The organism is Pseudomonas alloputida (assembly GCF_021283545.2).
In the GTDB taxonomy this organism is placed as follows: domain Bacteria; phylum Pseudomonadota; class Gammaproteobacteria; order Pseudomonadales; family Pseudomonadaceae; genus Aquipseudomonas; species Aquipseudomonas alloputida.
The window spans coordinates 225,450-251,069 of sequence record NZ_CP128540.1 but is presented as its reverse complement, the minus strand read 5'-3'; the positions used below and the strand labels follow the sequence as shown (position 1 = coordinate 251,069).

At 61.5% G+C, this 25,620-nt stretch carries 22 protein-coding genes; 11 read left to right on the top strand and 11 right to left on the bottom strand.

The genetic code is table 11. From position 1 onward, the window contains the following. Positions 1 to 12 precede the first annotated feature (12 nt). From ssuB to LU682_RS01025, 8 genes are all read right to left on the bottom strand, one after another. Complete coding sequence (ssuB, locus tag LU682_RS01060) at positions 13 to 825, bottom strand: aliphatic sulfonates ABC transporter ATP-binding protein (protein WP_010951617.1); 813 nt, start codon at positions 823 to 825, stop codon at positions 13 to 15. Next, a complete protein-coding gene (ssuC, locus tag LU682_RS01055; RefSeq protein ID WP_010951616.1) occupies positions 822 to 1,619 on the bottom strand; it encodes an aliphatic sulfonate ABC transporter permease SsuC in 798 nt (265 codons plus the stop codon). Before ssuC ends, ssuB begins: the two co-directional genes overlap by 4 nt. Positions 1,620 to 1,629: 10 nt before the next feature. Beyond that, the gene (gene ssuD, locus LU682_RS01050; protein WP_003255833.1) at positions 1,630 to 2,778 is read right to left on the bottom strand and encodes an FMNH2-dependent alkanesulfonate monooxygenase; all 1,149 of its coding nucleotides are present in this window, start codon (positions 2,776 to 2,778) and stop codon (positions 1,630 to 1,632) included. A gap of 59 nt (positions 2,779 to 2,837) precedes the next feature. Continuing rightward, a complete protein-coding gene (locus tag LU682_RS01045; RefSeq protein ID WP_010951615.1) occupies positions 2,838 to 3,803 on the bottom strand; it encodes a sulfonate ABC transporter substrate-binding protein in 966 nt (321 codons plus the stop codon). An 85-nt stretch (positions 3,804 to 3,888) separates the two neighbouring features. After that, positions 3,889 to 4,482 carry an NADPH-dependent FMN reductase gene (gene ssuE / locus LU682_RS01040; protein ID WP_003255835.1) on the bottom strand — a complete coding sequence of 198 codons (594 nt, stop codon included), beginning with the start codon at positions 4,480 to 4,482 and terminating at the stop codon, positions 3,889 to 3,891. A 219-nt stretch (positions 4,483 to 4,701) separates the two neighbouring features. Next, on the bottom strand, positions 4,702 to 5,340 hold the full coding sequence (locus LU682_RS01035; RefSeq protein ID WP_003255836.1) for a peroxiredoxin: 639 nt from the start codon (positions 5,338 to 5,340) through the stop codon (positions 4,702 to 4,704). Between the two features lie 191 nt (positions 5,341 to 5,531). After that, positions 5,532 to 6,953, bottom strand: coding sequence for a group II intron reverse transcriptase/maturase (ltrA, locus tag LU682_RS01030; protein WP_010952877.1), 1,422 nt, complete (start codon positions 6,951 to 6,953; stop codon positions 5,532 to 5,534). A 472-nt stretch (positions 6,954 to 7,425) separates the two neighbouring features. Beyond that, a complete protein-coding gene (locus LU682_RS01025) occupies positions 7,426 to 8,760 on the bottom strand; it encodes an OprD family porin (RefSeq protein ID WP_010951614.1) in 1,335 nt (444 codons plus the stop codon). Positions 8,761 to 9,234: 474 nt separating this feature from the next. Here LU682_RS01025 and tauA point away from each other — a divergent pair, with 474 nt between their 5' ends. Genes tauA through tauD form a run of 4 tightly spaced genes read left to right on the top strand, consistent with a single transcriptional unit; the run spans position 9,235 to position 12,726 of the window. Further along, complete coding sequence (gene tauA / locus LU682_RS01020) at positions 9,235 to 10,206, top strand: taurine ABC transporter substrate-binding protein (protein WP_003255840.1); 972 nt, start codon at positions 9,235 to 9,237, stop codon at positions 10,204 to 10,206. 13 nt (positions 10,207 to 10,219) lie between these two features. After that, a complete protein-coding gene (tauB, locus tag LU682_RS01015) occupies positions 10,220 to 11,008 on the top strand; it encodes a taurine ABC transporter ATP-binding subunit (RefSeq protein ID WP_010951613.1) in 789 nt (262 codons plus the stop codon). Then, on the top strand, positions 11,005 to 11,844 hold the full coding sequence (gene tauC, locus LU682_RS01010; RefSeq protein WP_010951612.1) for a taurine ABC transporter permease TauC: 840 nt from the start codon (positions 11,005 to 11,007) through the stop codon (positions 11,842 to 11,844). The genes tauB and tauC overlap by 4 nt, the downstream gene beginning before the upstream one ends. Before the next feature lie 48 nt (positions 11,845 to 11,892). Beyond that, on the top strand, positions 11,893 to 12,726 hold the full coding sequence (gene tauD, locus LU682_RS01005; protein ID WP_010951611.1) for a taurine dioxygenase: 834 nt from the start codon (positions 11,893 to 11,895) through the stop codon (positions 12,724 to 12,726). Positions 12,727 to 12,788: 62 nt separating this feature from the next. Here tauD and betT read toward each other — a convergent pair whose 3' ends face one another. Further along, on the bottom strand, positions 12,789 to 14,750 hold the full coding sequence (gene betT / locus LU682_RS01000) for a choline transporter BetT (protein ID WP_010951610.1): 1,962 nt from the start codon (positions 14,748 to 14,750) through the stop codon (positions 12,789 to 12,791). 311 nt (positions 14,751 to 15,061) lie between these two features. Continuing rightward, positions 15,062 to 15,994 (bottom strand): serine O-acetyltransferase EpsC, encoded by a 933-nt coding sequence (gene epsC, locus LU682_RS00995; protein ID WP_003255846.1) that lies wholly within the window; start codon positions 15,992 to 15,994, stop codon positions 15,062 to 15,064. Positions 15,995 to 16,302: 308 nt separating this feature from the next. Between epsC and tcyJ the strand changes: the two genes are divergently transcribed. The 3 genes from tcyJ to tcyN are packed head-to-tail and all read left to right on the top strand — an operon-like array spanning position 16,303 to position 18,523. Next, the gene (tcyJ, locus tag LU682_RS00990) at positions 16,303 to 17,097 is read left to right on the top strand and encodes a cystine ABC transporter substrate-binding protein (protein ID WP_010951608.1); all 795 of its coding nucleotides are present in this window, start codon (positions 16,303 to 16,305) and stop codon (positions 17,095 to 17,097) included. Continuing rightward, positions 17,094 to 17,762, top strand: coding sequence for a cystine ABC transporter permease (gene tcyL / locus LU682_RS00985; RefSeq protein WP_003255849.1), 669 nt, complete (start codon positions 17,094 to 17,096; stop codon positions 17,760 to 17,762). The genes tcyJ and tcyL overlap by 4 nt, the downstream gene beginning before the upstream one ends. A gap of 2 nt (positions 17,763 to 17,764) precedes the next feature. Beyond that, complete coding sequence (gene tcyN / locus LU682_RS00980) at positions 17,765 to 18,523, top strand: L-cystine ABC transporter ATP-binding protein TcyN (protein ID WP_010951607.1); 759 nt, start codon at positions 17,765 to 17,767, stop codon at positions 18,521 to 18,523. 419 nt (positions 18,524 to 18,942) lie between these two features. On the opposite strand, the gene LU682_RS00975 is transcribed toward tcyN, so the two are convergent. Further along, positions 18,943 to 20,271: an IS110-like element ISPpu9 family transposase gene (locus LU682_RS00975; RefSeq protein ID WP_010952293.1), complete on the bottom strand. Its 1,329-nt coding sequence runs from the start codon at positions 20,269 to 20,271 to the stop codon at positions 18,943 to 18,945. Positions 20,272 to 20,882: 611 nt separating this feature from the next. Between LU682_RS00975 and LU682_RS00970 the strand changes: the two genes are divergently transcribed. The 4 genes from LU682_RS00970 to LU682_RS00955 all read left to right on the top strand — a co-directional run bounded on the left by LU682_RS00970 (position 20,883) and on the right by LU682_RS00955 (position 25,619). Continuing rightward, positions 20,883 to 22,124: an SfnB family sulfur acquisition oxidoreductase gene (locus tag LU682_RS00970; protein WP_060489672.1), complete on the top strand. Its 1,242-nt coding sequence runs from the start codon at positions 20,883 to 20,885 to the stop codon at positions 22,122 to 22,124. A gap of 135 nt (positions 22,125 to 22,259) precedes the next feature. Further along, a complete protein-coding gene (locus tag LU682_RS00965) occupies positions 22,260 to 23,441 on the top strand; it encodes an SfnB family sulfur acquisition oxidoreductase (RefSeq protein WP_049588088.1) in 1,182 nt (393 codons plus the stop codon). Continuing rightward, positions 23,441 to 24,826, top strand: coding sequence for an LLM class flavin-dependent oxidoreductase (locus LU682_RS00960; RefSeq protein WP_010951604.1), 1,386 nt, complete (start codon positions 23,441 to 23,443; stop codon positions 24,824 to 24,826). Before LU682_RS00965 ends, LU682_RS00960 begins: the two co-directional genes overlap by 1 nt. Further along, entirely contained in the window at positions 24,819 to 25,619 is an 801-nt protein-coding gene (locus LU682_RS00955) for a MetQ/NlpA family ABC transporter substrate-binding protein (RefSeq protein WP_010951603.1), read from the top strand. The genes LU682_RS00960 and LU682_RS00955 overlap by 8 nt, the downstream gene beginning before the upstream one ends. The last annotated feature ends 1 nt before the right edge of the window (position 25,620 follow it).

Below are 25,620 nucleotides of genomic sequence, written 5' to 3'. Positions count from 1 at the left end.
GGCTTCTGGGATTCAATGCGCCCAGCGCAGTTGCGTGGGCAGAGGGGCTACAGGATCCGGCTCGGGCGCAGTGCCCGGGGTGGACAGAACACGGTTGAGCACTTCGCTTTCCAGCGCGGCCAGACGGTGCGAACCACGCGCCCGGGGCCGTGCCAGGTCAACAGTGAGGTCGAGCCCGACCTCGCCGTCCTCGATCAGGATCACCCGGTCAGCCACGGCAACCGCCTCGCTGACGTCGTGGGTGACCAGCAGTACAGTGAAGCCGTGCTGACGCCACAGGCGTTCGATCAGTTGCTGCATCTCGATACGGGTCAACGCATCCAGCGCCCCCAGCGGCTCGTCCAGCAGCAGCAGGCGGGGCTGGTGAATCAAGGCTCGGGCCAAAGCCACGCGCTGCTTCTGGCCTCCCGAGAGCGCTGCCGGCCATTCGTTGGCGCGGTCGGCCAGGCCAACCGCATCCAAGGCCTCCAGCGCACGCGGGCGCCAGTCGCCAGACAGCCCAAGGCCAACGTTGTCGATCACCTTCTTCCACGGCAGCAGCCGCGCGTCCTGGAACATCAGGCGGGTTTCTTCACGGGCCTCTTCCAGCGGCGCGGCACCGGCCAGCAGCTGCCCGGCGGTGGGCTGGTCCAGCCCGGCCAGCAGCCGCAGCAAAGTGCTCTTGCCGCAGCCGCTGCGGCCGACAATGGCCACGAACTGGCCGGCCGGAATGTGCAGGTCGATACCCTTCAGAACTTCGCGCTGGCCAAAGGTCTTGCGCAGGCCCTTGGAGGCCAGCGGGGTGCCACGCAGCAGGCGTGGCGGCTGTTCCTTGAGCACGGTCATGCGCCCTCCTTCCTGGCAACTTGATAGGCCGGGTGCCAGCGCAACCACACGCGCTCCAGGCCTCGGGCCGCAAGGTCGGCAATCTTGCCGAGCACGGCATACAGGACGATGGCCAGCACTACCACGTCGGTCTGAAGAAATTCGCGAGCATTCATTGCCAGGTAACCGATGCCGGCGTTGGCCGAAATGGTTTCGGCAACAATCAGGGTCAGCCACATGAAGCCAAGGGCGAAACGCACACCCACCAGGATCGAAGGCAGCGCCCCCGGCAGGATCACCTGGCGGAACAGGCCGAAGCCGGACAAGCCGTAACTGCGCGCCATTTCCACCAACGCTGGGTCGACGTTACGGATGCCGTGGTAGGTATTCAGGTAGATCGGGAATAACGTGCCCAGCGCGACCAGAAAGATCTTTGCCGATTCGTCGATACCGAACCACAGGATCACCAACGGGATCAGCGCGAGGTGGGGCACGTTGCGGATCATCTGTACCGAGCTGTCGAGCAGGCGTTCGCCCCAGTTCGACAGGCCAGTGATGAAGCCCAGTACCAGGCCGATGCTGCCGCCGATGACAAAGCCCAGGCCTGCACGCCAGCCGCTGATGGCCAGGTGGGTCCAGATTTCGCCGCTGCGCACCAGCTCGACGCCAGCGCTTACCACTGCGCTAGGTGCCGGCAGGATACGCGTCGACAGCCAGCCAGCGCTGACGGCCAGTTGCCATATTGCCAACAGCAGCACCGGCAGCGCCCACGGCGCCAGGCGCTGGGTCAGGTTGGAAGAAGTTGCACGACTCATGGCCAGGCCCTCAGCTCTGCGACACAGATTTGGGCAGGATGTCGTTGGCCACCATCTCGCCGAACGGGCTTACATAACCTCCGGCTTTCGGCTGCTCTGGGCGCTGCACATCCAGGTGCGGGAACAGCAGCTCCGCCACGCGGTAAGACTCTTCCAGGTGTGGATAACCCGAGAAGATGAAGGTATCGATGCCCAAGTCGGCATATTCCTTGACGCGTGCTGCCACGGTAGGGCCGTCGCCCACCAGCGCGGTACCCGCGCCGCCCCGTACCAGGCCAACACCTGCCCACAGGTTGGGGCTGACTTCCAGGTTGTCGCGGTTGCCGCCGTGCAGGGCGGCCATGCGTTGCTGGCCCACCGAGTCGAAACGCGCCAGTGAGGCCTGGGCGCGGGAGATGGTGTCATCGTCCAGGTGCGAGATCAGGCGCTCGGCGGCGGCCCAAGCCTCTTCGTTGGTTTCCCGCACGATCACGTGCAGGCGGATACCGAAGCGTACTTCGCGCCCTTGAGCAGCCGCTTTTTCGCGCACCTGTGCGATCTTCTCGGCAACAGCTGCCGGTGGCTCGCCCCAGGTCAGGTACAGCTCGACCTGTTCGGCCGCCAGGTCCTGGGCGGCCTCGGACGAGCCGCCGAAATACAGCGGTGGGCGTGGTTGCTGAATCGGTGGGTAGAGCAGCTTGGCGCCCTTTACCTGGATGTGCTTACCGTCGTAATCGACGTTTTCGCCTTCCAGCACCTTGCGCCAGATACGGGTGAACTCGACCGAAGCTTCGTAGCGCTCCTGGTGGTTCAGGTGCAGGCCATCACCCGCCAGCTCGTCCGGATCACCACCGGTCACCAGGTTGAATAGCGCACGGCCATTGGACAAGCGATCGAGGGTGGCCGCCTGGCGTGCTGCCACGGTCGGCGAAATGATGCCCGGGCGCAGGGCTACAAGGAACTTCAGGCGCTGGGTCACGGGGATCAGCGACGCGGCCACCAGCCAGGAGTCCTCGCAGGAACGCCCGGTCGGGATCAGCACCCCACCAAAACCAAGGCGGTCAGCAGCCTGCGCGATCTGCTGCAGGTAACCGTGGTCGACCGCACGTGCGCCTTCGGAAGTGCCCAGGTACTTGCCGTCACCGTGGGTGGGGAGGAACCAGAAAATGTTAAGGCTCATTGGAGTCGTCTCCTCAAGGGTGGCTCTAGCCGGGGCGGCGCCCCGGCACTGGCAGTCAATCAAGGCGCGCTAGCGACTTTGGCAGGGGGTGTCCAGATCACGTCCTTGATGCTCAGCGGCTTGGGTATCAGCTTGAGCGCCTGGAAGGTGTCGGCGATCTTCTGTTGCGCGGCCACCACCTCTGGGGTCAGCGGCGCAGCGCCGTAGCCTTGGCGTTTGACCGAGGTCAGGGTGATGCCGGCAGGCAGGCCGAGCAGCGGGGCAACCTGGTCGGTCACTTCCTGCGGGTTGGCCTGGGACCACTCACCCACAGCGCGCACTTCCTCGATCACGGTGTTGATCACCGCTGGGTGCTGTGTCGCATAGTTGCGGGTGGCGAGGTAGAACTGGTGGTTGTCGACCAGGCCCTTGCCGTCACGCAGGGTGCGCGCTTGCAGCTGCTGCTCGGCGGCGGCCTGGTAGGGGTCCCAGATCACCCAGGCATCCACGCTGCCGCGCTCGAAGGCGGCGCGGGCGTCGGCCGGCGGCAGGTAGACAGGCTGGATGTCGCTGTACTTGAGGCCGGCGTCTTCCAGGGCGCGGACCAGCAGGTAGTGCACGTTGGAGCCTTTGTTGAGGACGACCTTTTTACCCTTGAGGTCCTTCACCGACTGGATCGGCGAGCCCTTGGGCACCAGGATAGCTTCGCTGTGCGGCGCTGGCGGCTCGTAGGCCACGTAGAGCAGGTCGGCGCCAGCGGCCTGAGCGAACACAGGAGGGGTCTCGCCGGTTACGCCGAAATCGATGGAACCGACGTTCAGCCCTTCAAGCAGCTGCGGGCCGCCGGGGAATTCGGTCCATTGCACCTGTACTCCCTGCTCGGCCAGACGCTTCTCCAGCGTGCCCTTGGCCTTGAGCAGCACCAAGGTGCCGTATTTCTGGTAACCGATACGCAGGCTCTCGGCCTGGGCTTGGGTAATGGCGCCGAAGGACACAGCCGCCGCAAACAGGGCGACCAGACCACGACGCAAGAAGACTGTGCGCATGGCGCTCTCCTGTGCGAATGGGGTTCGGGTTGCACCTGCTTGCCTCGTTAACGGGCGAGTAAGGTGGTGAAGCGGGTAATGCCGTTCAGATGCTCCAGCGAGCGCTGATCAGACGTTCGTTCAATACGCCGGGGGCCACGGGGCGCGGCCGACGGGCCAGGGCAACGTGGAAGGTTTCCAGCGAGTCGTGCAGGCGTTCTTCCAGCGCCTGTACCAACTGCGCGGGCTTTGTGCCTTCTGCGTAAGCCACCTGGCTGTCGTCGGCAAAGATCCCTTGCAGGGTCTCTTGTGCCTTGAGTGCCGACAGCACCGGCTTCAATGCGTAATCCACCGCCAGCATGTGGGCGATGCTGCCGCCAGTGGCGATGGGCAACACGATCTTGTGGGCCAGGGCGCGCTCGGGCAGCAGGTCAAGCAAGGTTTTCAGGGCACCGGAAAACGAAGCCTTGTACACCGGGGTGGAGACGATCAGGCCATCAGCCTGGGCCACCAGCTGTTGAAAGTGTTGCACATGCGGGCTGTCGAAACGGGCATGCAGCAGGTCTTCGGCGGGAAAGTCACGCACCTGGAACGTCACCACTTCAACGCCGCGATCCTGCAGCCACTGGCGCGAACGCTCGAGCAGCACGCCGGAGCGTGAACGGAGACTTGGGCTACCACCGATTGAGACGACCAGCATTGCTGCGCTTCCTTGTGTTCTGTTGGAGGTGACATTAACAGCTGCTACATATATCTAGAAATCATATTTTTTCATTTGTTTATTCCATTATCGTCTTTATCCACGAGGGCCTCTTCGCGGGCGCGCCCGCTCCCACAGGTTTTTTGCAGGCATAAAAAAGGGCCGTCGAAACGGCCCGAAAATCCCTGCTTGGCTAAGAGCAATGCAACGAGGAATCCATTAACGATTGGGTTGAGGGGTCAGGCGCAGATAGGGTTTGACCGCCCGGTAACCTTTGGGGAAGCGCTGCTTGATCTCCTCCTCATCTTTGAGTGAAGGCACGATCACCACTTCGTCGCCGTCCTGCCAGTTACCGGGTGTGGCGACCTTGTGGTTGTCGGTCAGCTGCAGCGAGTCGATCACCCGCAGAATTTCGTTGAAGTTGCGCCCGGTACTGGCCGGGTAGGTAATGGTCAGGCGCACCTTTTTATTCGGGTCGATGATGAACAGCGAGCGCACGGTCAGGGTGTCGCTGGCGTTCGGGTGGATCAGGTCGTAAAGGTCGGACACCTTGCGGTCAGCGTCAGCAATGATCGGGAAGTTGACCACGGTATTCTGTGTTTCGTTGATGTCATCGATCCACTTGTGATGCGAGTCGACCGGGTCCACCGACAGGGCGATGGCCTTGACCCCGCGCTTGGCAAACTCGTCCTTCAGCTTGGCGGTCAGGCCCAACTCGGTGGTGCACACCGGGGTGAAGTCGGCCGGGTGGGAGAACAACACCCCCCAGCTGTTGCCCAGCCACTCGTGGAAGCGGATCTTGCCTTCGCTGGAATCCTGTTCGAAATCGGGGGCGATATCGCCGAGTTTGAGGCTCATGGGCTGCGGCTCCTGGGCTGGGTTCTGTACCGTATGGGTTCAATGTGCCTGCAATCGATTAAAAACAAAAAGAATAAATAACAATTTATTTATAACCAAAATACATATAAATCTGCAGGCATCGAGTAGGAGGCGGATTCACACCCGCCGTCCTCTCACACCACCGTGCGTACGGTTCCGTACACGGCGGTTCAGGTTACGCGGCTAAGCCGGTTAATCGTATCCAGTATCGAGACCAGCCCGAGCCGGTCCCACAGTTTCTTTGGCAGCGCGTAGTTCATATGTTGCGCTCCCGAATTCCACCATGGACCTCGGCCATTGAAGGCTGACTTGTTGGCACGCTCCTCGCTCAACCCCAGGCGCATCAAGTTTCTCAGCCTCGTGGGAGGCTGCTTCCATTGACGCCAGATGACGCAGCGGAGTTTGTGCCTGACCCAACCATCCAGTTCCTCAAGCGGCCGCTTGCTCTGGCTGAGCTTGAAGTAGCTAGCCCAGCCTCTCAGGACGGGGTTGATCCGCTCGATGACAGTCGCCATTTTGCGAGCCCGTACGCTGCGCAGCAGCATTCTGAGCCGGTCGCGTAAGCGGTCTAGGCTCATCCTTGCCACGCGCAGCCTTGGCTGCTGGTGCCAGCTCATCCCATAGCCTAGGTAGTCGCACTTCCACGCCCTTGCCACTTGGCTTTTCTTCCTGTTCACCGTCAGCTTCAGACGTTCTCTCAGGAAGCGCTCGACGCTGACCAACACCCGTTCGCCGGCCCGGGGACTGCGTACATAGATGTTCGCATCATCGGCATAACGTACGAAGCGATGGCCCCGCCGCTCCAGCTCGCGGTCGAGTTCGTCGAGCAGGATATTCGACAGCAACGGCGAAAGCGGGCCGCCTTGCGGCGTCCCCTCCTGCCGTGGGCTGACGACACCGCCCGACATGATCCCGGCTTCAAGGTAGCGGCGAATAAGCCTGAGTACGCACTTGTCTTTGATCCGACGTTCGATGCAGGCCATGAGGATGTCGTGATTGACCCGATCGAAAAACTTCTCCAGATCGAGTTCCACGCACCAGCGGTGTCCCGCTGTCACATGAGCACGGGCCATCTCGATGGCTTGATGCGTACTTCTGCCCGGACGAAAACCATAGCTGTAGTCCGAGAACAGTGGGTCGAAGATAGGTGTGAGCTGCTGCTGCAGTGCTTGCTGGATCAGGCGATCCACGACGCTGGGGATACCCAGTTGCCGTGTGCCGCCCTGCGGCTTGGGAATTTCAACCGCTCGCACTGCTTGGGGATGGTATTCACCGGCCAGCAACCTGGCCTTGAGGGTTGGCCAATACTGTTTCACGTAGCCCGCCAAGTCAGCGACCGTCATGCCATCGGCACCCGGAGCCCCCTTGTTGCTAACCACGCGTTGATACGCACGCCTGAGGTTGGCCGGTGCAAGCACCCGCTCCATCAGCGTGTCCGGCTCCGCGTTCGTCCACGTCGCTGACGCCGCCGGCACCTTTGCACTGTCAGGCATCACCCTCGGCTTCTGGCCGGGATTCGGGATGACAGTTTCCGCTGTGGGAAATTTCTGCATTACGGTTACCAACGAGACGGCGACGCCTACTGGCGGCATAACCTGTTCGGCCCTTGGTGGCGCGGTTAACCGCCACTTACTACGGCTTCGGCTGACTTCTGCACGCTCGTCCCGTCGCCTTTCGACGCGCGGTAGCACAGTGGCAAGCGTACAGATCTCCCAGGGTAATTCGCGCGACCTTCCTGCTTATGCCTGTCGGATCTACGTCACAGCGTTCCGTGCAAGTATTGGGCTTTGGCGATTTGTGCCACCTCACCCCGCTGTGCCGCCTCTATCCGCTTCCTGTTCGTCAGGCCAGCATTTTGCCTCGGGCTTCCTTCAGATTCGCGGTCACCCGCGACACCCTTGCCTCCGGCTAACACTTCCCCTTGCCGGGTGTGTAGAGGACTTTCACCTCCAAGTCACCCACTTGGCCACCACAACCAAGCGGGTTGCGCTTACGCGCAACGCGCCATGCCTGGCGCACACAAAAAAGCCTCGCATCAGGCGAGGCTTCTTTTTCAGCTACGGCTTACAGGAAGTTGTAAGTGTAGTTCACGATGAAGCGAGTCTGGTCTTTGTCCAGGGCGCTTTCGCCGCTACCACGGTAGACACCTTGACGCAGGCTGAAGCCCAGGCCTTTGAGAGTGCCTTCCTGAAGGGTGTAGTCGACGCGGGCGTCACGTTCCCATTCGTTGTAGGTGCCGTCACCCGACCTGTTGCGAACATCATCACCACGCAGGTAGGACACCGAAGCCTTCAGGCCTGGAACACCCAGAGCCGCAAAGTCATAGGAGTACTGACCAAAGGTTGTATTCTCACCGGCGCGGGCAAACTGGTTGATCATGCTATCGGTGAACAGGTAGAAGCTCGCGCCGCCGTTACCTTCCAGAGAGGAAGTGGAGCCGTCTTTACGGACGCTACCTTGGTTCAGCCAGACGAAACCACCATCATCACCCACTTGCTGGTGACCGAGCATCAGCGCATGGCCACCCAGGGTGTAGGTGAACATGGCGCTCCAGGTCTTGTTGTCGACCTCGCCCGAGTTCTTCGCGTAGCCACCGTTGTTGTCGAAGGCATAGCCAGTCTGGCCATTCTTGCCGTCGCTGCTGCTGTCGAAGTAGCGCAGGTCAGTCTTGAACGACTGGTTGTCGGCAATCTTGAATACGTGGGTCGCACCCAGGAAGTGCTGCTTGTAGAAGTCTTCCAGGTTCGAGTAGTAGTACTGCAGAGTCAGGTCTGGGGTGAGCTTGTAATCACCGCCGGCGAACTGGAACTTGTTGCTGTCGCGGAAGGCGCCGGAAACGGAGAGACCGGTACGGTTGCTCGAAGCACGACCCATGGCGTGGGTCAGTTGACCCGCGTTGATGGTCAGGTTGTCGATTTCCTTCGACTGGAGGGTGCCACCCTCGAAGGTCTGCGGAAGCAGACGGCCATCGTTGGAGACCAGGATCGGCAGCATAGGCGCCAGGGCGCTACCGTAGTGGACCTCGGTTTTGGAGAAGCGAGCCTTGGCGTTACCACCAATGCGTGCCCAGTCGTGGACTGCCGAACCATCGGAGTCACTCGGGAAGAACGTGTTGTTGGCATCTGGACGGCTACCACGGCCACCATCCAGGTGAATGCCCCACAGCGCTTGAACATCAACACCAAAACCTACGGTGCCTTGAGTGAAGCCAGACAGGTAGTCGAGCTTGAAACCCTGACCACTTTCTTTCTGGTCAATACCGCTTTCGCGGTTGTCATCGTTGAAGTACATGGTGCGCGAGCTGAGCGACAGCTTGCTGTCCTCAACGAAACCGGCAGCGCCTGCTTGTTGGGCGAGAACCCCCAGTGCCACGGCCAGAGCCAGGCTGGACTTGTACATGTTTTGCTCCTCTACGTTCTAATTTTTGTGTATCTCTGGCGGAGGGGTCTGATGCCCCGCTCACCGGGATGGGCGATTTAGTCCCAAAGCGTGACCGTTAAGTCAATCGTTTCTAAACGTTTCGCGACTTTGGTCTAAGACGCCACCTGCGCTACAGGATAATGACAATCCTATAAATCCAAAATGACTGTTTTATGAATTTGTAAGACTTTTAAGGAATATATTAGAAACCTTTACTGCCATCCGTTGTAGCAGAGAAGATTTTAATACCTTTTGGTTATTTGCAAACGTTTGCTCATAACCTAATGCCAAATCGTTCTATAGGGTCTTGCAAGCACCTCTGGCTTCGTCACGGGTCATGGCTTTAAAGCGTTTGGCCCCTAAGCTAATGCAAAAAAGTTATTTATTTTAATTTTCTTAGATCATTTAGCCTTCTCGTTATCCAACACGACTTGCCTGACGAGAGGTTCAACCATGATCCCGCACGCTCCGCTGCGCCTGTTCGCCGCCCTGACCCTCGCCAGCACCAGCTGGTTGGCCCAGGCAGCCGACCTGACAGTGGCCTACCAGACCACTGTCGACCCGGCCAAAGTGGCGCAGGTCGATGGCGACTACGAAAAAGCCAGCAAGGCCAGCATCGACTGGCGCAAATTTGATAACGGCGCAGACGTGATCACTGCCGTGGCCAGCGGCGACGTGCAGATCGGCTACTTGGGCTCCAGCCCGCTGGCCGCTGCCGCCACCCGCAAGCTGCCGGTTGAAACCTTCCTCATCGCCACCCAGATTGGCGCGGGTGAAGCGTTGGTGGCCCGTGACAGCATCAAGTCGCCGCAAGACCTGATCGGCAAGAAGGTCGCCGTCCCGTTCGTGTCCACCGGGCATTACAGCCTGCTTGCCGCACTGAAAAGCTGGAATATCGACCCTTCCAAGGTACAGATTCTCAACCTGGCGCCGCCGGCCATCATTGCCGCCTGGAAGCGCGGCGACATCGATGCGACCTACGTGTGGGACCCGGCCCTGGGCGTGGCCAAGGAAAACGGCAAGGTCCTGATCACCTCCGGCGAACTGGCCCAGAAAGGCGCGCCTACCTTCGATGCCTGGATCGTGCGCAAGGACTTCGCCGAGAAACACCCCGATGTGGTCAAGGCCTTTGCCAAAGTCACCCTCGATGCCTACGCCGACTACCGCAAGGACCCGAAAGCCTGGCTGGCCGACAAGGGCAACGTAGACAAGCTGGTGAAGCTGTCCGGTGCCAAGGCCAGCGACATCCCGGTGCTGCTGGAGGGCAACGTCTACCCGCTGGCCGCTGACCAGGCCAACGCCCTGGGCGCGCCGACCACCCAGGCGCTGACGGACACCGCCAACTTCCTCAAGCAGCAAGGCAAAGTCGAAGCAGTGCTGCCGGACTACTCGCCGTACGTCAGCGCCAAGTTCCTTCCAAACTGATCCGGAGCCCGTCATGGCCTTGCTCGAGCTGGAGCGCATCAGCGCACAGTACCCAGGCGCCAGCACCCCGGTGCTGGCCGATATCAACCTGAGCCTGGGACCACGCCAACTGCTGGTGGCCCTGGGGCCTTCCGGCAGCGGCAAGACCTCACTGCTCAACCTCATCGCCGGCTTCGTCGCCCCCAGTGGCGGTCACATCACCCTCGATGGTGTGCCGGTGCAGGGCCCCGGTGCAGAACGCGGCGTGGTGTTCCAGGACGATGCCCTGCTGCCATGGCAGAACGTGCTGGGCAATGTCGCCTTCGGCCTCGAACTGGCCGGCGTGCCCCGCGCCCAGCGTGAGGCCAAGGCCCGCGAAATGCTCACCCTGGTCGACCTCGATGGCTTCGGCGAACGGCGCATCTGGCAATTGTCCGGTGGCCAGAAGCAGCGGGTGGGCCTTGCCCGGGCGCTGGCGGCTGACCCTCGGGTACTGCTGATGGATGAACCGTTCGGTGCCCTCGATGCCTTTACCCGTGAGCAAATGCAAGAGCTGCTATTGCAAGTCTGGCAACGCACCGCCAAGCCGGTGTTCCTGATTACCCACGACATCGAAGAAGCGGTGTTCCTCGCCAGCGAACTGGTACTGCTGGCGCCCAACCCGGGACGCGTAGTGGAACGCCTGCAGCTGAACTTCGGCCAGCGCTATGCCGCTGGCGAATCGGCCCGGGCCATCAAGTCCGATCCAGCCTTCATCGAAACCCGCGAGCATGTGCTGGCGCGGGTGTTTTCCCAACGCCAAAGCCTGCAGGAGCGCGCATGAGCAGCCTGGACCTGCCGGTCGCCGGCAAACACAACACCCAAATCCGGCCAGCCGCCACGCTACGCCGCCCGCTGTCCACCCGCTGGATCAGCACCCTGACCCTGGCCAGCCTGCTAATGGTCTGGTGGCTGGTGACGGCCGCCGGCTGGGTAGAGCCCCTGTTCCTGCCCTCGCCCGGCGACATCCTGGCCAAGGCATGGACATTGCTGACCCAAGGCTACATGGATGCCAGCCTGTGGCAGCACCTGAGCGCAAGCCTGGGCCGCATCGGCCTGGCGCTGGTGGCTGCGACCCTGACCGCAATACCAGTCGGCATCGCCATCGGCTACAACCGCGTGGCCCGCGGCATTCTCGACCCGCTGATCGAGTTCTACCGGCCCATCCCGCCGCTGGCCTACCTGCCACTGATCGTCATCTGGTGCGGTATCGGCGAGCTGTCGAAAGTGCTGCTGATCTACCTGGCAATCTTCGCCCCCATCGCCATTGCCACAGCCACCGGTGTGCGCACGGTAGACCCGGCCAAGCTGCGGGCGGCGCAGTCGCTGGGTGCAACCAAGGCCCAACTGATCCGCCACGTCATTTTGCCCAGTGCTTTGCCTGACATCCTTACCGGCATCCGCATTGGCCTGGGGGTCGGCTGGTCGACCCTGGTGGCCGCCGAACTGATCGCCGCCACCAGCGGCCTGGGCTTCATGGTGCAGTCGGCGGCGCAGTTTCTGGTCACCGACGTGGTGGTGCTGGGCATCCTGCTGATCGCCCTGATCGCCTTCGCTCTGGAAATGAGCCTGCGTGCCCTGCAACGCAAGCTGGTGCCCTGGCATGGGCAGATTCACTGAACTCCATTGTCCACGCCAGCACACTGGCGCCCGATTGAAGAGACCGACATGAGCCTGACCATCACTCCCCTAAGCCCAGCACTCGGCGCCCAGATCAGCGGCGTGGACATCAGCCGCGATATCAGCGCAGAAGAGCGCGATGCCATCGAACAGGCACTGCTCCAGCACCAGGTGCTGTTCCTCCGCGACCAGCCGATCAACCCGGAACAGCAGGCGCGCTTTGCCGCACGCTTCGGCGACCTGCACATCCACCCGATTTACCCCAACGTGCCAGACACCCCACAGGTGCTTGTGCTCGACACGGCGGTTACCGATGTGCGCGACAACGCCGTGTGGCACACCGACGTGACCTTTTTGCCGACCCCGGCACTGGGCGCGGTACTCAGCGCCAAGCAATTGCCTGCTTACGGTGGCGATACCCTTTGGGCCAGCGGCATTGCGGCCTTCGAGGCCTTGTCGGCGCCGCTGCGTGAAATGCTGGACGGGCTGACCGCTACCCACGACTTCACCAAGTCGTTCCCGCTGGAGCGCTTTGGCACCACGCCGCAAGACCTGGCGCGCTGGGAGGCTACCCGGCGCAACAACCCGCCGCTGTCGCACCCGGTGGTGCGCACGCATCCGGTGAGCGGGCGCAAGGCGTTGTTCGTCAATGAAGGATTCACTACACGCATCAATGAACTGAGCGAACTGGAAAGCGATGCGCTGCTGAGGCTGCTGTTCGCCCATGCGACGCGACCGGAGTTCAGCATTCGCTGGCGTTGGCAGGAGAATGACGTGGCGTTCTGGGACAACCGCGTGACCCAGCATTTTGCGGTGGATGATTACCGACCGAACCGGCGGGTGATGCACCGGGCGACCATCCTTGGGGATGCACCTTTCTAGCGGTTGCCTGTCTGGCCTCTTCGCGGGCAAGCCCGCGAAGAGGCCAGGACAGGAGAGCTTGGTCAGCGGACCAGGTGCAGGTACTGCATGTGCCGCTCGTACTGGTCGAGGATGTCGTTGATGATCTGCTCCTTGCTGTAGCCCACCAGGTCATAGTTCTGGCTGCCTTCGCTCAGGTGCACCTCCGCCCGGTAATAGCGGCGGTTCTTCAACTCCTGCGTACCCAGCCCCCCCAAGGCGAACGATGGTGTGAAATAGCCACGCATCTGCACCTGGTAAATGAACGGCTGTTCCTCGCCATGGCCGATCTTCAGGCTGACGTTGTCATGGCTAGGGTCGTCCTGGGTAATCAGTACCAGGCCTTTCTGCTCGAACACTTCACGCACATCGGCAATCGCCGGGCGCACCACATCATCCATGAAGCGGTACACCTCATCACGCGACGGGAAGTGCACTGCCTGGCTCAGGCGCTGGCGCCAGCCGCCACGACCACGACGTGACTGGGCGAACGGGGCCAGCGAGTGCATCTGCGCGATCTGCCGCTGCGACTCCAGGTAGAACGCCTTGTGCAGCCCCCACATCATGCACAGCAGAATGAGCGAGAACGGCAGCGACGTCAGCACCACTGCCGACTTCAGCGAATCGATGCTGCCAGCGAACAACAGCGCACTGGTGATCAGTGCAGTCATCGCCCCCCAAAAGATACGCAGCCAGTTCGGCCCATCTTCATCAGCGTCACCACCCTTGGCCGACAAGGTCGACAGCACCACGGTGCCCGAGTCGGCCGAGGTGACGAAGAACACGAAGCTGATGAACACCGTGGTGGCGATCACTGCCTTGCTCCAGGGGTAGGTTTCCAGCAGCAGGTACAGGCTCATCGATGGGTTGTCCAACGCCGACTGACCCAGTGCGGTCATGCCGTGATTTATCACCTGGTCCAGGGCGCTGTTGCCGAAGATCGACATCCACGCCAGGGTGAAGCCCAGCGGAATCAGCAGCACGCCAAAGACGAACTCGCGGATGGTACGGCCACGGGAGATGCGGGCGATGAACAGGCCCACGAACGGCGCCCAGGCAATCCACCAGGCCCAGTAGAACACGGTCCAGCCGCCCAGCCAGCCACGGTTTTCACCATAGGCATACACGTCGAAGCTCTTGCGCGGCAACGCACCCAGGTAGTCGCCCAGGTTCTGGATCAGCGTGTTGAACAGGTGCTGGGTAGGCCCGGCGAACAGCACGAACAGCAGCAGCGCACAGGCCAGGAACAGGTTGATGTCGCTCATCACCCGCACCCCCTTCTCCACCCCGGCCACGGCTACGGCCACAGCCGCGCCCATCATCAGGGTGATGAGGATCACCTGCACCCACTGGCTGTGGCTGATACCGAACAGGTAGTCCAGACCGGCGTTCAGATGCAGCACCCCAAAGCCCATGTCGGCGCCCAGGCCGAACACCGTGGCGATGATGCCGAAGCCATCCACCGCATAGCCGATCGGGCCGTTGATGCGCTTGCCAATCAGCGGGTACAGCGCCGAACGCAGGGCCAGCGGTAGGTTGTGCCGGTAGGCAAAATAGGCCAATGCCATGCCGACGAAGGCGAACACTCCCCAGCCATGCAGGCCCCAGTGCAGGAACAGAATCTGCATCGCCTGGCGCCCGGCCTCGACCGTGCCGGCTTCGCCTTGCGGCGGTTGCAGCATGTGGGTCAGCGGTTCGGAGACACAGAAGAAGAACAACGTGATGCTGATGCCGGCGGCGAACAGCATGCCGGCCCACGACAGGTAGCTGAACTCGGGTTCGTCGTGGTCGGCACCGAGTTTGATCTTGCCGTAGCCAGACAAGGCGGTGACCACCACGAAGACCAGGTACAGCGTCATCGCCAGCATGTAGTACCAGCCGACCGTGTTGGCCGCCCAGTTCTGCGCTGCCAGCAACCAGTCACCTGCGGCTTGCGGGTTGGAGATGACTACCAGGCCAAAGATGAGGATGAAACTCGCCGCAAAGTAGAACACCGGGGGGTTCATGCGGATCTTGCCATTGGCAAGGGAAGGGTTCGGTGCACTCATAGGGCGTGCACCTCGTCGAATGACGTGAGGTTCGGAATGAACGGGTTCAGCAAAGGAATCCTCCTGTTGAACACCGGCAGCGGACCAGCGTTTTTCATTGAACAAGCGTTCAAGTTAAACATGGATCGGATTTCAATGCGAATTGGGGCGCTGATTGGTGTCGTCCTGCTCCGGCCTTTTCGCGGGTTAGCCCTCCCCTACATTGGTATGTTCTTTGTAGGAGCGGGCTTGCCCGCGAAGAGGCCAGCACAGGCAATTGCACTGCGGGATCAGTTCTTGTCCTGGCAGTCCAGCTGCAGGTTGGCCTGAGTAATGTTGCTTTCAGCCGGCACACTGCGAGTCAGCCACACATTACCGCCAATGGTCGAACCCTTGCCGATGGTAATACGCCCCAGCACCGTGGCCCCGGCATAGATCACCACATCGTCCTCGACGATCGGGTGCCGTGGCAGGCCTTTATGCAGCGTACCCGACTCATCGCTGGGGAAACGCTTGGCGCCCAGGGTCACCGCCTGGTAGATGCGCACGCGCTCGCCGATGATCGCGGTTTCACCAATCACCACACCCGTACCATGATCGATGAAGAAGCTCGGGCCGATCTGCGCCCCGGGGTGAATGTCGATACCGGTGGCCGAATGCGCCAGCTCCGAACTGATCCGCGCCAGCAGCGGCAGCCCGGCCTTGTACAGGTGGTGAGCCAGCCGGTGGTGGATAATCGCCAGGATGCCCGGATAGCACAGCAGCACTTCGTCGACGCTGCGTGCCGCCGGGTCGCCGTGGTAGGCGGCCAGCACATCGGTGTCGAGCAGAACGCGCAGTTCCGGCAGCGCAGCTGCAAAGCCCTGGATCAGGCTCAGCGCACGGGCGTCGACGCCCGCCAGCTCAGCCTTGCTTTGCCGTGCTGCGTAGCGAAGTTCAAGACGAGCCTGGGCCAGCAAGGCGGTCAGCGCGGCATCCAGGGTATGGCCGACGTAGAAGTCTTCACTTTCTTCGCGCAGGTCGACTGGCCCCAGGCGCATGGGGAACAGCGCCCCGCACAGTTGCTCCAGAATCTGTCGCATCGCTTCGCGCGACGGCAGCTCGCGCCCGCCCTGCTCGCCAATACTGCGGCCGTTGCGGGTGCGCCATTGCTCACGGGCCCCGCGCAGGCCAGTGACAATGCTCTGCAACTGCCAATGCGCGGATGAAGGTTGTTCGCTCACGGTTTTCTCCTGCCGTATAGGCCATCTGATTGTGTTGCCAGGCCCGCGAAAGGGCCGAACCTGCATGCATGCAATCCACTTTACGGCAAATCCGAGGCTTGGAAAAAACAACGCTTTATTCCATCCTGCGCTAAGTCAGGCATAAGCCGCGATGACGGAGTGGGTATCGTCGCCTACCCTCAAAGCAGCCGGCACCTGGCAAAAATCAAAAAAGGAATATTAAAGTGATTTTTTAGTATTTCCCGGCCTAATCAGCCAACCCTATAGTCGCCACCTCACTACCTAGACAACAAGCGCGGGGCTCTGCCATGTCGAAATTCGCCAAACCGCTACTCAACGCCAGCCTGGCCCTCCTGCTGGGTGCCGGCCTGCTCAGCCAGGCTTTCGCCGGCGAGCAATTGAAGACCATCCAGGAAAAAGGCGTCATCAACGTCGGCCTCGAGGGCACCTACCCGCCATTCAGCTTCCAGGACGAAAACGGCAAACTGACCGGCTTCGAAGTGGAGCTGTCCGAGCTGCTGGCCAAGGAGCTGGGGGTCAAGGCCAAGATCCAGCCGACCAAGTGGGACGGCATCCTCGCCGCGCTGGAATCCAAACGCCTGGATGTAGTGGTCAATCAGGTGACCATTTCCGAAGAGCGCAAGAAAAAGTACGACTTCTCCGAGCCCTACACTGTCTCCGGCATCCAGGCACTGATCCTGAAGAAGAAAGCCGAGCAGCTGAACATCAAGGGCGCACAGGACCTGGCCGGCAAAAAGGTCGGCGTAGGCCTTGGCACCAACTACGAGCAGTGGGTGAAAAAGGACGTGCCGCAAGCCGATGTGCGCACCTATGAAGATGACCCAAGCAAGTTCGCTGACCTGCGCAACGGCCGTATCGACGCCATCCTGATCGACCGCCTGGCCGCGCTGGAATACGCGCAAAAAGCCAAGGACACCGAGCTTGCCGGTGATGCGTTCTCGCGCCTGGAAAGCGGCGTGGCCCTGCGCAAAGGTGAGCCGGAACTGTTGGCAGCCATCAACAAGGCCATCGACAAGCTCAAAGCTGATGGCACGCTGGCCAAGCTGTCCGAGAAGTACTTCGGTGCCGATGTCACCAAATGATCGCTGAAAGCCTGCAACTCGTTGTCGACTCCGCGCCCTTCCTGCTGAAGGGCGCGGGTTATACGGTGCTGCTCAGTGTCGGCGGCATGTTCTTCGGTCTGGTGCTGGGCTTTGCCCTGGCGCTGATGCGGCTGTCGAAGATTCTGCCGCTGAACTGGCTGGCGCGGGTCTACGTGTCGTTCTTCCGCGGCACGCCGCTGCTGGTGCAGCTGTTCGTCATCTATTTCGGCATGCCGCAAATCGGCATCGAGCTGGACCCGATCCCCGCTTCGCTGATCGGCCTGTCGCTGAACATGGCGGCCTATATCTGCGAGATCCTGCGCGCAGCCATTTCCTCGATCGACCGGGGCCAGTGGGAAGCAGCCGCCAGCATCGGCATGACCCGCGTGCAAGCCATGCGCCGGGCGATCCTGCCACAGGCCTTGCGCACCGCGTTGCCACCGCTGGGCAACAGCTTCATCTCGCTGGTAAAGGACACCGCCCTGGCGGCGACCATCCAGGTGCCCGAGCTGTTCCGCCAAGCCCAGCTGATTACCGCGCGCACGTTCGAAGTGTTCACCATGTACGTGGCGGTCGCGGTCATCTACTGGGTGCTGTGCAGCATCCTTGCGCACTTCCAGAACCGCATGGAAGCGCGGGTCAACCAGCATGACCAGGAGCATTGAGCATGATTGAAGTCAAAGGCCTGACCAAGCGGTTCAAGGGCCAGACCGTGCTCAACGGTATCGACCTGACCGTGCAGCCCGGTGAAGTGGTGGCCATCATCGGCCCTAGTGGCTCGGGCAAAACCACCTTCCTGCGCTGCCTCAACCTGCTGGAAACCCCCGATGCCGGGCAGATCCAGATAGGCGCCATCAGTATCGATGCCAACCGCCCTTTGGGCGGGCAGCAGAGTGCGATTCGCCGTCTGCGCCAGCAGGCCGGGTTCGTGTTCCAGAACTTCAACCTGTTCCCCCATCGCACCGCCCTGGAGAACGTGATCGAGGGGCCGGTGATCGTCAAGAAAACGCCTCGCGAGCAGGCCATCGAGCTTGGCCGGCGCCTGCTGGCCAAAGTCGGCCTGGCGGGCAAGGAAGACGCCTACCCACGGCGCCTGTCCGGCGGCCAGCAGCAACGCGTGGCCATCGCCCGTGCCCTGGCCATGGAACCAGAGGTAATCCTGTTCGACGAACCGACCTCGGCGCTGGACCCGGAGCTGGTCGGTGAAGTATTGGCGACCATCCGCGGCCTGGCCGAGGAAAAGCGCACCATGATCATCGTCACCCACGAGATGAGCTTTGCCCGGGACGTGGCGAACCGGGTGATTTTCTTCGACAAAGGCGTGATCGTGGAGCAAGGCGAGGCCAAGGCCCTGTTTGCAGCGCCGAAGGAAGAGCGTACGCGGCAGTTCTTGCGCAAGTTCCTCGGGACTGCGGCCTCCGAGTAAACCTGTTCCGGCCCTTTCGCGGGTAAACCCGCTTCTATCAAACAAAAGATAACCCACTGTTCTTTCTAGCGAAAAAAACAGGCGCGCGGGGTCAATGGCGGCGAAGTGTTCACTCTTCTATACGTGGTCACAGCAAGCTGTGCCGACAGGGATTAACGCCGATGCCATTTGGGCCACTCTCTCATTCGGGAGCAAAGCAGCACACCAGTGCGGTCTACGGCCTCTTTCCCGCGCATTGGGAACCATAGCAAAGTATTCGGCGGCTGACCTACCCGGATCAGTCGGCGAATGCTTTTCTAGATCTCGATGTCAGTGCAGATCTGACGTCATGCGCATCCTGTTTGCTGTGCGACAGCGCAGCCCGGAAGGGCTGGGTGATCTCTCATCAAACAAAATGCAACCCATTGTTTTCTAAGCACTCAAGCGGCCACCAGTTGATACCCCAGTTTCCGGGCTTTGCGAAGCAAAGCCCGGACCTGCCGGTCTTGGCTTCTGGTTTCGAACTCCTCAAGACCTTGTTCAACATAAGCCTGCTTCTTGGTTAACAGGTTGTACACCAGACGTGCCAACTGATGCGCAGTGGCCTTGATGGCGCAGCTGGTATCCATTCGAGTCAGTCTGGCTCGGTGCGATGCGCCAATGAAACCCTTGTCGTTACGGGCATTGGATGCAGCCTGCTTGAGTGCTTGCGCTGCTCGATTGACTATTTTGGGCCCACCACCTGCCAGTCGATGACCGCCGGAAATTCGGGTAGGGGGAGCCAGTCCCAACCAAGAGCAGAAGTGCTGTGAGGACGGGAAGCGTGATAGATCTGTACCGATCTCCCCTGCCAGCACTAATGCAGTGTCCACCCCAATGGTTGGAATTGCGGTTAGGTCCACGCCAAGAACTTTCCACAAAGTCTGATGCAATACAGTCTGTTGGGCGCCGTTTCGGTGTGGGCTCCGTAAAGGCTTCTTGGATGGCTCTGGCTTGTTTTGCAGCACCGGCAACTGCTCTAACGCGGCTTTTATGGCGTCGTCACAATCTGCAATTTGCTGCTCCAGGAAGTCATAGGCAGCCAATTCCTGAGTTAGCGCATGCAAATGCTCGCGCCGCCAATTGCCATGAAGACTCCGAGCGACAGCCTCCTTGCCTGCCTTGATGCGGCGGTCGGTTAGTTCAGCCAGTTGCACTGGGTCCCGTTCACCTGCGCAGATGGCCCGCAAAATCTTCATGCCAGTTACACCGGAAATATCACTGATGACATTGGCCAGCTGGATGTTCATTTGGCTCATGGCCTTTTGCATCCGGTTCAGCGTCTGCGCCTGGTCTTTCACTTTGGAAGCACGCTGCCTGACCAATGACCGGACGCAGCAGGTCAGATCATCGGGGCGGAATGCGCCTCTGAGCAGTCCATGAGTCATCAGCTGCCAGATCCACTGGCAATCCAGCACATCTGATTTACGGCCCGTGATTTGCCGAGTTGCTCTGGCATTGACGAGATAAACGTCAAAACCGCGCTCGCTGAGAATCTCGTAAATTGGAATCCAATAAACCCCCGTGGATTCCATGGCAACGACCTTGATCCCCAGGCTTTCAAGCCAGTTAGCCATCTTGAGCAGGTCGTCAGTAAAGGACGTGAACGACTGGACGGGATTTTCGTGCCGGGGATCGACCGCCACGAAATGCTCTCGACCACCGACATCGATCGCCGCGCAATCGGGATGGACGACGGTAAAGCGTTGCTTGGAAGGCTTGCGCGCCATGATGAATCCTCGCAGGATAAAGGGCGCGCGGGGCACACGGTGGCGAAAGGGTTCACTCTCTCATACGTGGTCACAGCTGAATCAGCTGATGCCTACAGGGACTTCACGCCGATACCGTGCGGATCACTCTCCTACGCGGGTGTGCAGACACACACCAGTGCTGGCTACGATCTCTGTCCCGCGCACACGAACCCTAACAAAGCAAAAGGCGGCTGGCCCTACCGGGCCAACCGCCTTTTCTTTTTCAAAATGTCAGCGTCGCTGCGGAACTGAAGCCGTACACCTCATGTTTGCTGCGCGACAGCGCAGCCCGGAAGGGCTGGGTGATCTCCTACAGTGCACAGATCTTGAGGCATGTGTGTAGGAGCGGGTTTACCCGCGAAGAGCCCGGCACCTCTGTAACAAATCCCCCTTCTATAAATATTCCAAAAAGTTAGTTCATAAAAATTTTATAAATCATTAGGGTATATATACCGGACCACCGGACCAGCACACGTCTGTCGCGATCAGCTGTAGCGACATAACTATTTTGTGAGGTCAGGAATGGTCAGGATCACAATCACCCCAGTGCGTAACGCCAGGGCATTGAGTGCAGCCAAGGAGCGGCACTGATGCCCAGCCAAGCCAACACCCAATTCCATAGCGATCTCGACAGCTCGCCCCCGCTGCTGCCGGCCAAGGTACTGCGCAACGACGCCGAAGCCCTGCAAGCGGCCCGCGAGCTGGCCGAGGTCGCCCGTGAGCAAGCTTCCCGGCGCGACCAGCAACGCAAACTGCCCTGGGCCGAAATCGAACTGTTTACCCGCAGCGGTCTGGGCAGCATCACCGTACCCAAGGCCTACGGTGGCCCCGACGTGTCGTTCGCAACCGTCGCCGAAGTGTTCCGCCTGATCAGCGCCGCCGCCCCCGCCCTGGGGCAGATCCCGCAGAACCAGTTCGGCATGCTGCAACTGCTGCGCCTGACGGCCAGCGAGGCGCAACAAGCGCTGATCTTCCGCAGCGTGCTCGACGGCTGGCGCATCGGCAATGCCGGGCCTGAACGTGGCACCAGGGATACCCTCACCCTCAAGGCCCGAATCACGCGCGCCGGCGACAGCTTCCGCATAAGTGGCGAGAAGTTCTACTCCACCGGTGCCTTGTTCGCCCATTGGGTGGCGGTAAAAGCCCTAGACGATGAAGGCCGCCAGCGCCTGGCATTCGTGCGCCGGGGAAGCCCGGGGTTGCGCATTGTCGATGACTGGTCCGGGTTCGGCCAGCGCACCACCGCCAGCGGTACCGTGCTGCTGGACCAGGTGCCGGTTGACGCGGAACTGGTGATCGACAACTGGCGCCAGCGCGATATCCCCAACATTCAGGGCGCCGCTTCGCAGCTGATCCAGGCGGCGATCGACGCCGGCATCGCCGAAGCGGCTATCGATGATGCGATCACGTTCGTGCGCGAAAAGTCCCGGCCGTGGATAGAAGCCAACGTCGACCGTGCCAGTGACGACCCTTATGTAATTGCCGACATCGGCCGCCTGAAACTCGAGCTGCACGCCGCCGAAGCGCTGCTGCGCAAAGCTGCTCGGGTACTCGACGAGGTCAATGCTGCGCCTATCGACGCAGCCAGCGCGGCACGTGCCTCGATTGCGGTGGCCGAGGCCAAGGTGCTGACCACCGAGATTGCCCTGCAGGCCAGCGAAAAGCTGTTCGAGCTGGCCGGCAGCCGCGCCACCCTTGCCGAGTTCAACCTCGACCGCCACTGGCGAAATGCCCGGGTGCACACCCTGCACGACCCGGTGCGCTGGAAGTACCACGCGGTGGGCGCTTACCACCTTAACGGCACCCTGCCTGCGCGGCATTCCTGGATCTGATTTGCGGGCCCTGGGGGCTGCTTTGCAGCCCATCGCGACACAAGGTCGCTCCCACAAGTAGAGCGCAGTTTCCTGTGGGAGCGGCCTTGTGTCGCGATGTGCCGCAAAGCGGCCCCAATGGCCCCGGAGAACAACATGACTACAAATATCATCACCAGCGATGCCCAAGCCCTGGCCGTCGCCGAAGACATCGCCCAGCAACTGCGCCGCGACAGCGCCTTGCGCGACCGCGAGCGCCGCCTGCCGCTCGCCGAACTCGAGCTGTTCACCCGCTCCGGCCTGTGGGCCATCAGCGTGCCCAAAGCCTTCGGCGGTGCCGGCGTGTCCAACGTCACCCTGGCCAAGGTCATCGCCCGTATCGCGCAGGCCGACGGTTCGCTCGGGCAGATTCCGCAGAATCATTTCTACGGTCTGGAAGTGCTGCGGGTAAACGGCAGCCCCGAACAGCAACAGCGCCTGTACGCCGAGGTGCTGGCCGGCCGCCGTTTCGGCAATGCCCTGGCCGAGCTGGGCACCAAGACCGCCCACGAGCGCACCACCCGCCTGAGCCGTGACGGCGACGGTTTCCGCATCAACGGGCGCAAGTTCTATTCCACAGGCGCCATCTATGCCCAGCGCATTCCAACCTCGGTCGTGGATGAACAAGGCATACAACAGTTGGCCTTCGTCCCGGCCGACAGCCAGGGGCTGCAGGTGATCGACGACTGGAGCGGCTTCGGCCAGCGCACCACCGGCAGCGGTTCGGTGGTGTTCGATAACGTGTACGTCAGCGCAGCCGACGTGGTGCCGTTCCAAAGCGCCTTCGAGCGCCCTACCCCGGTCGGCCCGCTGGCGCAGATCCTCCATGCCGCCATCGACACCGGTATTGCCCGCGCCGCCTATGAAGATGCCCTGCACTTCGTGCGCACCCGCAGCCGTCCGTGGGTCGACTCCGGCCTGGACAAGGCCACGGATGACCCACTGACGCTGAAAAGCTTCGGCCATCTGGCGGTCCGCTTGCACGCGGCCGAAGCCCTGCTGGAGCGCGCAGGCGAATACCTCGACCGCGCCCGCGACGACAGCACTGCCGACAACGTGGCCGCCGCCTCCATCGCCGTGGCCGAAGCACGCGCCATCAGCACCGAAATTTCCCTCACCGCCGGTACCACCCTGTTCGAACTGGGCGGCAGCCAGGCAACATTGGCCGAACACAACCTCGACCGCCACTGGCGCAACGCTCGCGTGCACACCCTGCATGATCCGGTGCGCTGGAAGTACCACGCCATCGGCAACTACTACCTCAACGATGCCAACCCGCCACGCCGGGGGACCATCTGATGGCCAAGCAGATTCTGCTCAATGCCTTCAACATGAACTGCATCGGGCACATCAACCACGGTCTGTGGACCCACCCACGGGACACTTCAACCCAGTACAAGACCCTGGACTACTGGACCAACCTGGCACGCCTGCTGGAGCGCGGTCTGTTCGACGGGCTTTTCATTGCCGACATCGTCGGTACCTACGACATCTACGGCCAGTCACTGGACGTCACCCTCAAGGAGGCGATCCAGCTGCCAGTCAACGACCCGCTGCTGCTGGTGTCCGCCATGGCTGCGGTCACCCGTCACCTGGGTTTCGGCCTTACCGCCAACCTCACCTACGAGGCGCCGTACCTGTTCGCCCGGCGCCTTTCCACACTCGACCACCTGAGCAATGGCCGGGTGGGCTGGAACATTGTCACCGGCTACCTCGACAGCGCTGCCCGGGCCATGGGCCTGGCGCAGCAACCGGAGCATGATCGCCGCTACGACCAGGCCGATGAATACCTGCAGGTGTTGTACAAGCTGCTGGAAGGCAGCTGGGCCGATGACGCAGTGGTCGCCGACCGCGAGCATCGCGTCTATGCCACGCCCGACAAGGTGCGCAAGGTTCAGCACCAGGGCGAGTTCTACAAGGTCGAAGGCTACCACCTGTGCGAGCCCTCACCGCAGCGCACCCCGGTGCTGTTCCAGGCCGGCAGCTCGCCGCGTGGCTTGGCCTTCGCCGGCAACCATGCCGAATGCGTGTTCATCAGTGGCCAGGACAAGGCAGCCACCCGCGCCCAGGTCGACAAGGTTCGCGCGGCCGCCCAGGCCGCCGGCCGCGACCCGCAGGCGGTCAAGGTGTTCATGGGCATCACGGTGATCGTTGCGGCCACCGAGCAACTGGCCCAGGCCAAACATGCCGAGTACCTGCGCCACGCCAGCGCCGAAGCGGGGGTCGCGCACTTCGCCGCGTCCACTGGCATCGACTTCGCCGCCTATGAACTGGACCAACCCATTGCCTTCAACCAGGGCAACGCCATCCAGTCAGCCACGCGCCAGTTGCAAGACAACGCCTGGACCCGCCGGCGCCTGTTGCAACAGCACGCCTTGGGCGGCCGCTACGTAACCCTGGTCGGCGCGCCTGAACAGGTGGCCGAGCAGTTGATCGCGTGGATCGATGAAACCGGCCTGGACGGTTTCAACCTGACCCGCACCGTCACCCCGGAGAGCTTCGAGGACTTCATCGAGCTGGTCATCCCGCAACTTCAGCAGCGTGGCCGCTACAAGACTGCCTACACCGAAGGCACCCTGCGCGAAAAACTGTTCCAGGCCGACCACCCGCACTTACCCGCCGACCATCCTGGCTCGGCTTACCGCTTTACCCCTACCCCGACTGGAGCCCTGCACCATGCTTGAGAAACTGTTCCGGCCCGTCGCGGCCATTGCCATCATCCTCGGCCTGTGCGCCGGTGCCCTTGCTGCCGAGCCGTTGAAGATCGGTACCACCTCGGCCTTTGCCATTCCACTGGAAGCCGCGGTGGAAGAAGCCCACAAGCAAGGCCTGGAAGTGAAGCTGATCGAGTTCAGCGACTGGATTGCGCCCAATGTCAGCCTCAACAGCGGCGACATCGACGTGAACTACTTCCAGCACATCCCGTTCCTGGAAAACGCCAAGGCTGCTGCAGGCTTCAACCTTGTGCCTTACGCCCCGGGCATCATCAACAACGTTGGCCTGTACTCGAAAAAGTACAAAAGCTTTGCCGAGCTGCCTGAAGGCGCCAGCGTGGCCATCGCCAACGACCCGATCAACAGCGGCCGTGGCCTGCTGCTGCTGGCCAAGGCCGGGTTGATCACCCTCAAGCCCGGCGTGGGCTACAAGGCCACCGAGGCTGACATCCTCGCCAACCCTAAAAAGCTGAAGATCCTTCAGGTCGAGGCGGTGCAACTGGTACGCGCCTACGACGACGCCGACCTGGTGCAGGGTTACCCGGCCTACATCCGCCTGGCCAACACCTTCGATGCTACCTCGGCGTTGCTGTTCGACGGACTGGAAAACAAGGAGTACGTGATCCAGTTCGTCATTCGCCCGCAAAGCAAGGACGATCCACGCCTGGCCAAGTTCGTCGACATCTACCAGCATTCGCCAGTGGTGCGCGCTGCGTTGAACAAAGCTCACGGCAAGCTCTACCAAGCCGGCTGGGAAGGCTGAA

Coding starts and splice junctions, on each gene's coding strand:
- tauB (WP_010951613.1), top strand. CDS start 10,220: ATGGCCTTGCTCGAGCTGGAGCGCATCAGCGCACAGTACCCAGGCGCC.
- tauD (WP_010951611.1), top strand. CDS start 11,893: ATGAGCCTGACCATCACTCCCCTAAGCCCAGCACTCGGCGCCCAGATC.
- ssuB (WP_010951617.1), bottom strand. CDS start 825: ATGACCGTGCTCAAGGAACAGCCGCCACGCCTGCTGCGTGGCACCCCG.
- LU682_RS01045 (WP_010951615.1), bottom strand. CDS start 3,803: ATGCGCACAGTCTTCTTGCGTCGTGGTCTGGTCGCCCTGTTTGCGGCG.
- tcyJ (WP_010951608.1), top strand. CDS start 16,303: ATGTCGAAATTCGCCAAACCGCTACTCAACGCCAGCCTGGCCCTCCTG.
- ltrA (WP_010952877.1), bottom strand. CDS start 6,953: ATGCCGCCAGTAGGCGTCGCCGTCTCGTTGGTAACCGTAATGCAGAAA.
- LU682_RS00955 (WP_010951603.1), top strand. CDS start 24,819: ATGCTTGAGAAACTGTTCCGGCCCGTCGCGGCCATTGCCATCATCCTC.
- tauC (WP_010951612.1), top strand. CDS start 11,005: ATGAGCAGCCTGGACCTGCCGGTCGCCGGCAAACACAACACCCAAATC.
- LU682_RS00975 (WP_010952293.1), bottom strand. CDS start 20,271: ATGGCGCGCAAGCCTTCCAAGCAACGCTTTACCGTCGTCCATCCCGAT.
- tauA (WP_003255840.1), top strand. CDS start 9,235: ATGATCCCGCACGCTCCGCTGCGCCTGTTCGCCGCCCTGACCCTCGCC.
- LU682_RS00965 (WP_049588088.1), top strand. CDS start 22,260: ATGACTACAAATATCATCACCAGCGATGCCCAAGCCCTGGCCGTCGCC.
- LU682_RS00960 (WP_010951604.1), top strand. CDS start 23,441: ATGGCCAAGCAGATTCTGCTCAATGCCTTCAACATGAACTGCATCGGG.
- LU682_RS01035 (WP_003255836.1), bottom strand. CDS start 5,340: ATGAGCCTCAAACTCGGCGATATCGCCCCCGATTTCGAACAGGATTCC.
- betT (WP_010951610.1), bottom strand. CDS start 14,750: ATGAACCCCCCGGTGTTCTACTTTGCGGCGAGTTTCATCCTCATCTTT.
- ssuC (WP_010951616.1), bottom strand. CDS start 1,619: ATGAGTCGTGCAACTTCTTCCAACCTGACCCAGCGCCTGGCGCCGTGG.
- LU682_RS00970 (WP_060489672.1), top strand. CDS start 20,883: ATGCCCAGCCAAGCCAACACCCAATTCCATAGCGATCTCGACAGCTCG.
- ssuD (WP_003255833.1), bottom strand. CDS start 2,778: ATGAGCCTTAACATTTTCTGGTTCCTCCCCACCCACGGTGACGGCAAG.
- tcyL (WP_003255849.1), top strand. CDS start 17,094: ATGATCGCTGAAAGCCTGCAACTCGTTGTCGACTCCGCGCCCTTCCTG.
- ssuE (WP_003255835.1), bottom strand. CDS start 4,482: ATGCTGGTCGTCTCAATCGGTGGTAGCCCAAGTCTCCGTTCACGCTCC.
- tcyN (WP_010951607.1), top strand. CDS start 17,765: ATGATTGAAGTCAAAGGCCTGACCAAGCGGTTCAAGGGCCAGACCGTG.
- LU682_RS01025 (WP_010951614.1), bottom strand. CDS start 8,760: ATGTACAAGTCCAGCCTGGCTCTGGCCGTGGCACTGGGGGTTCTCGCC.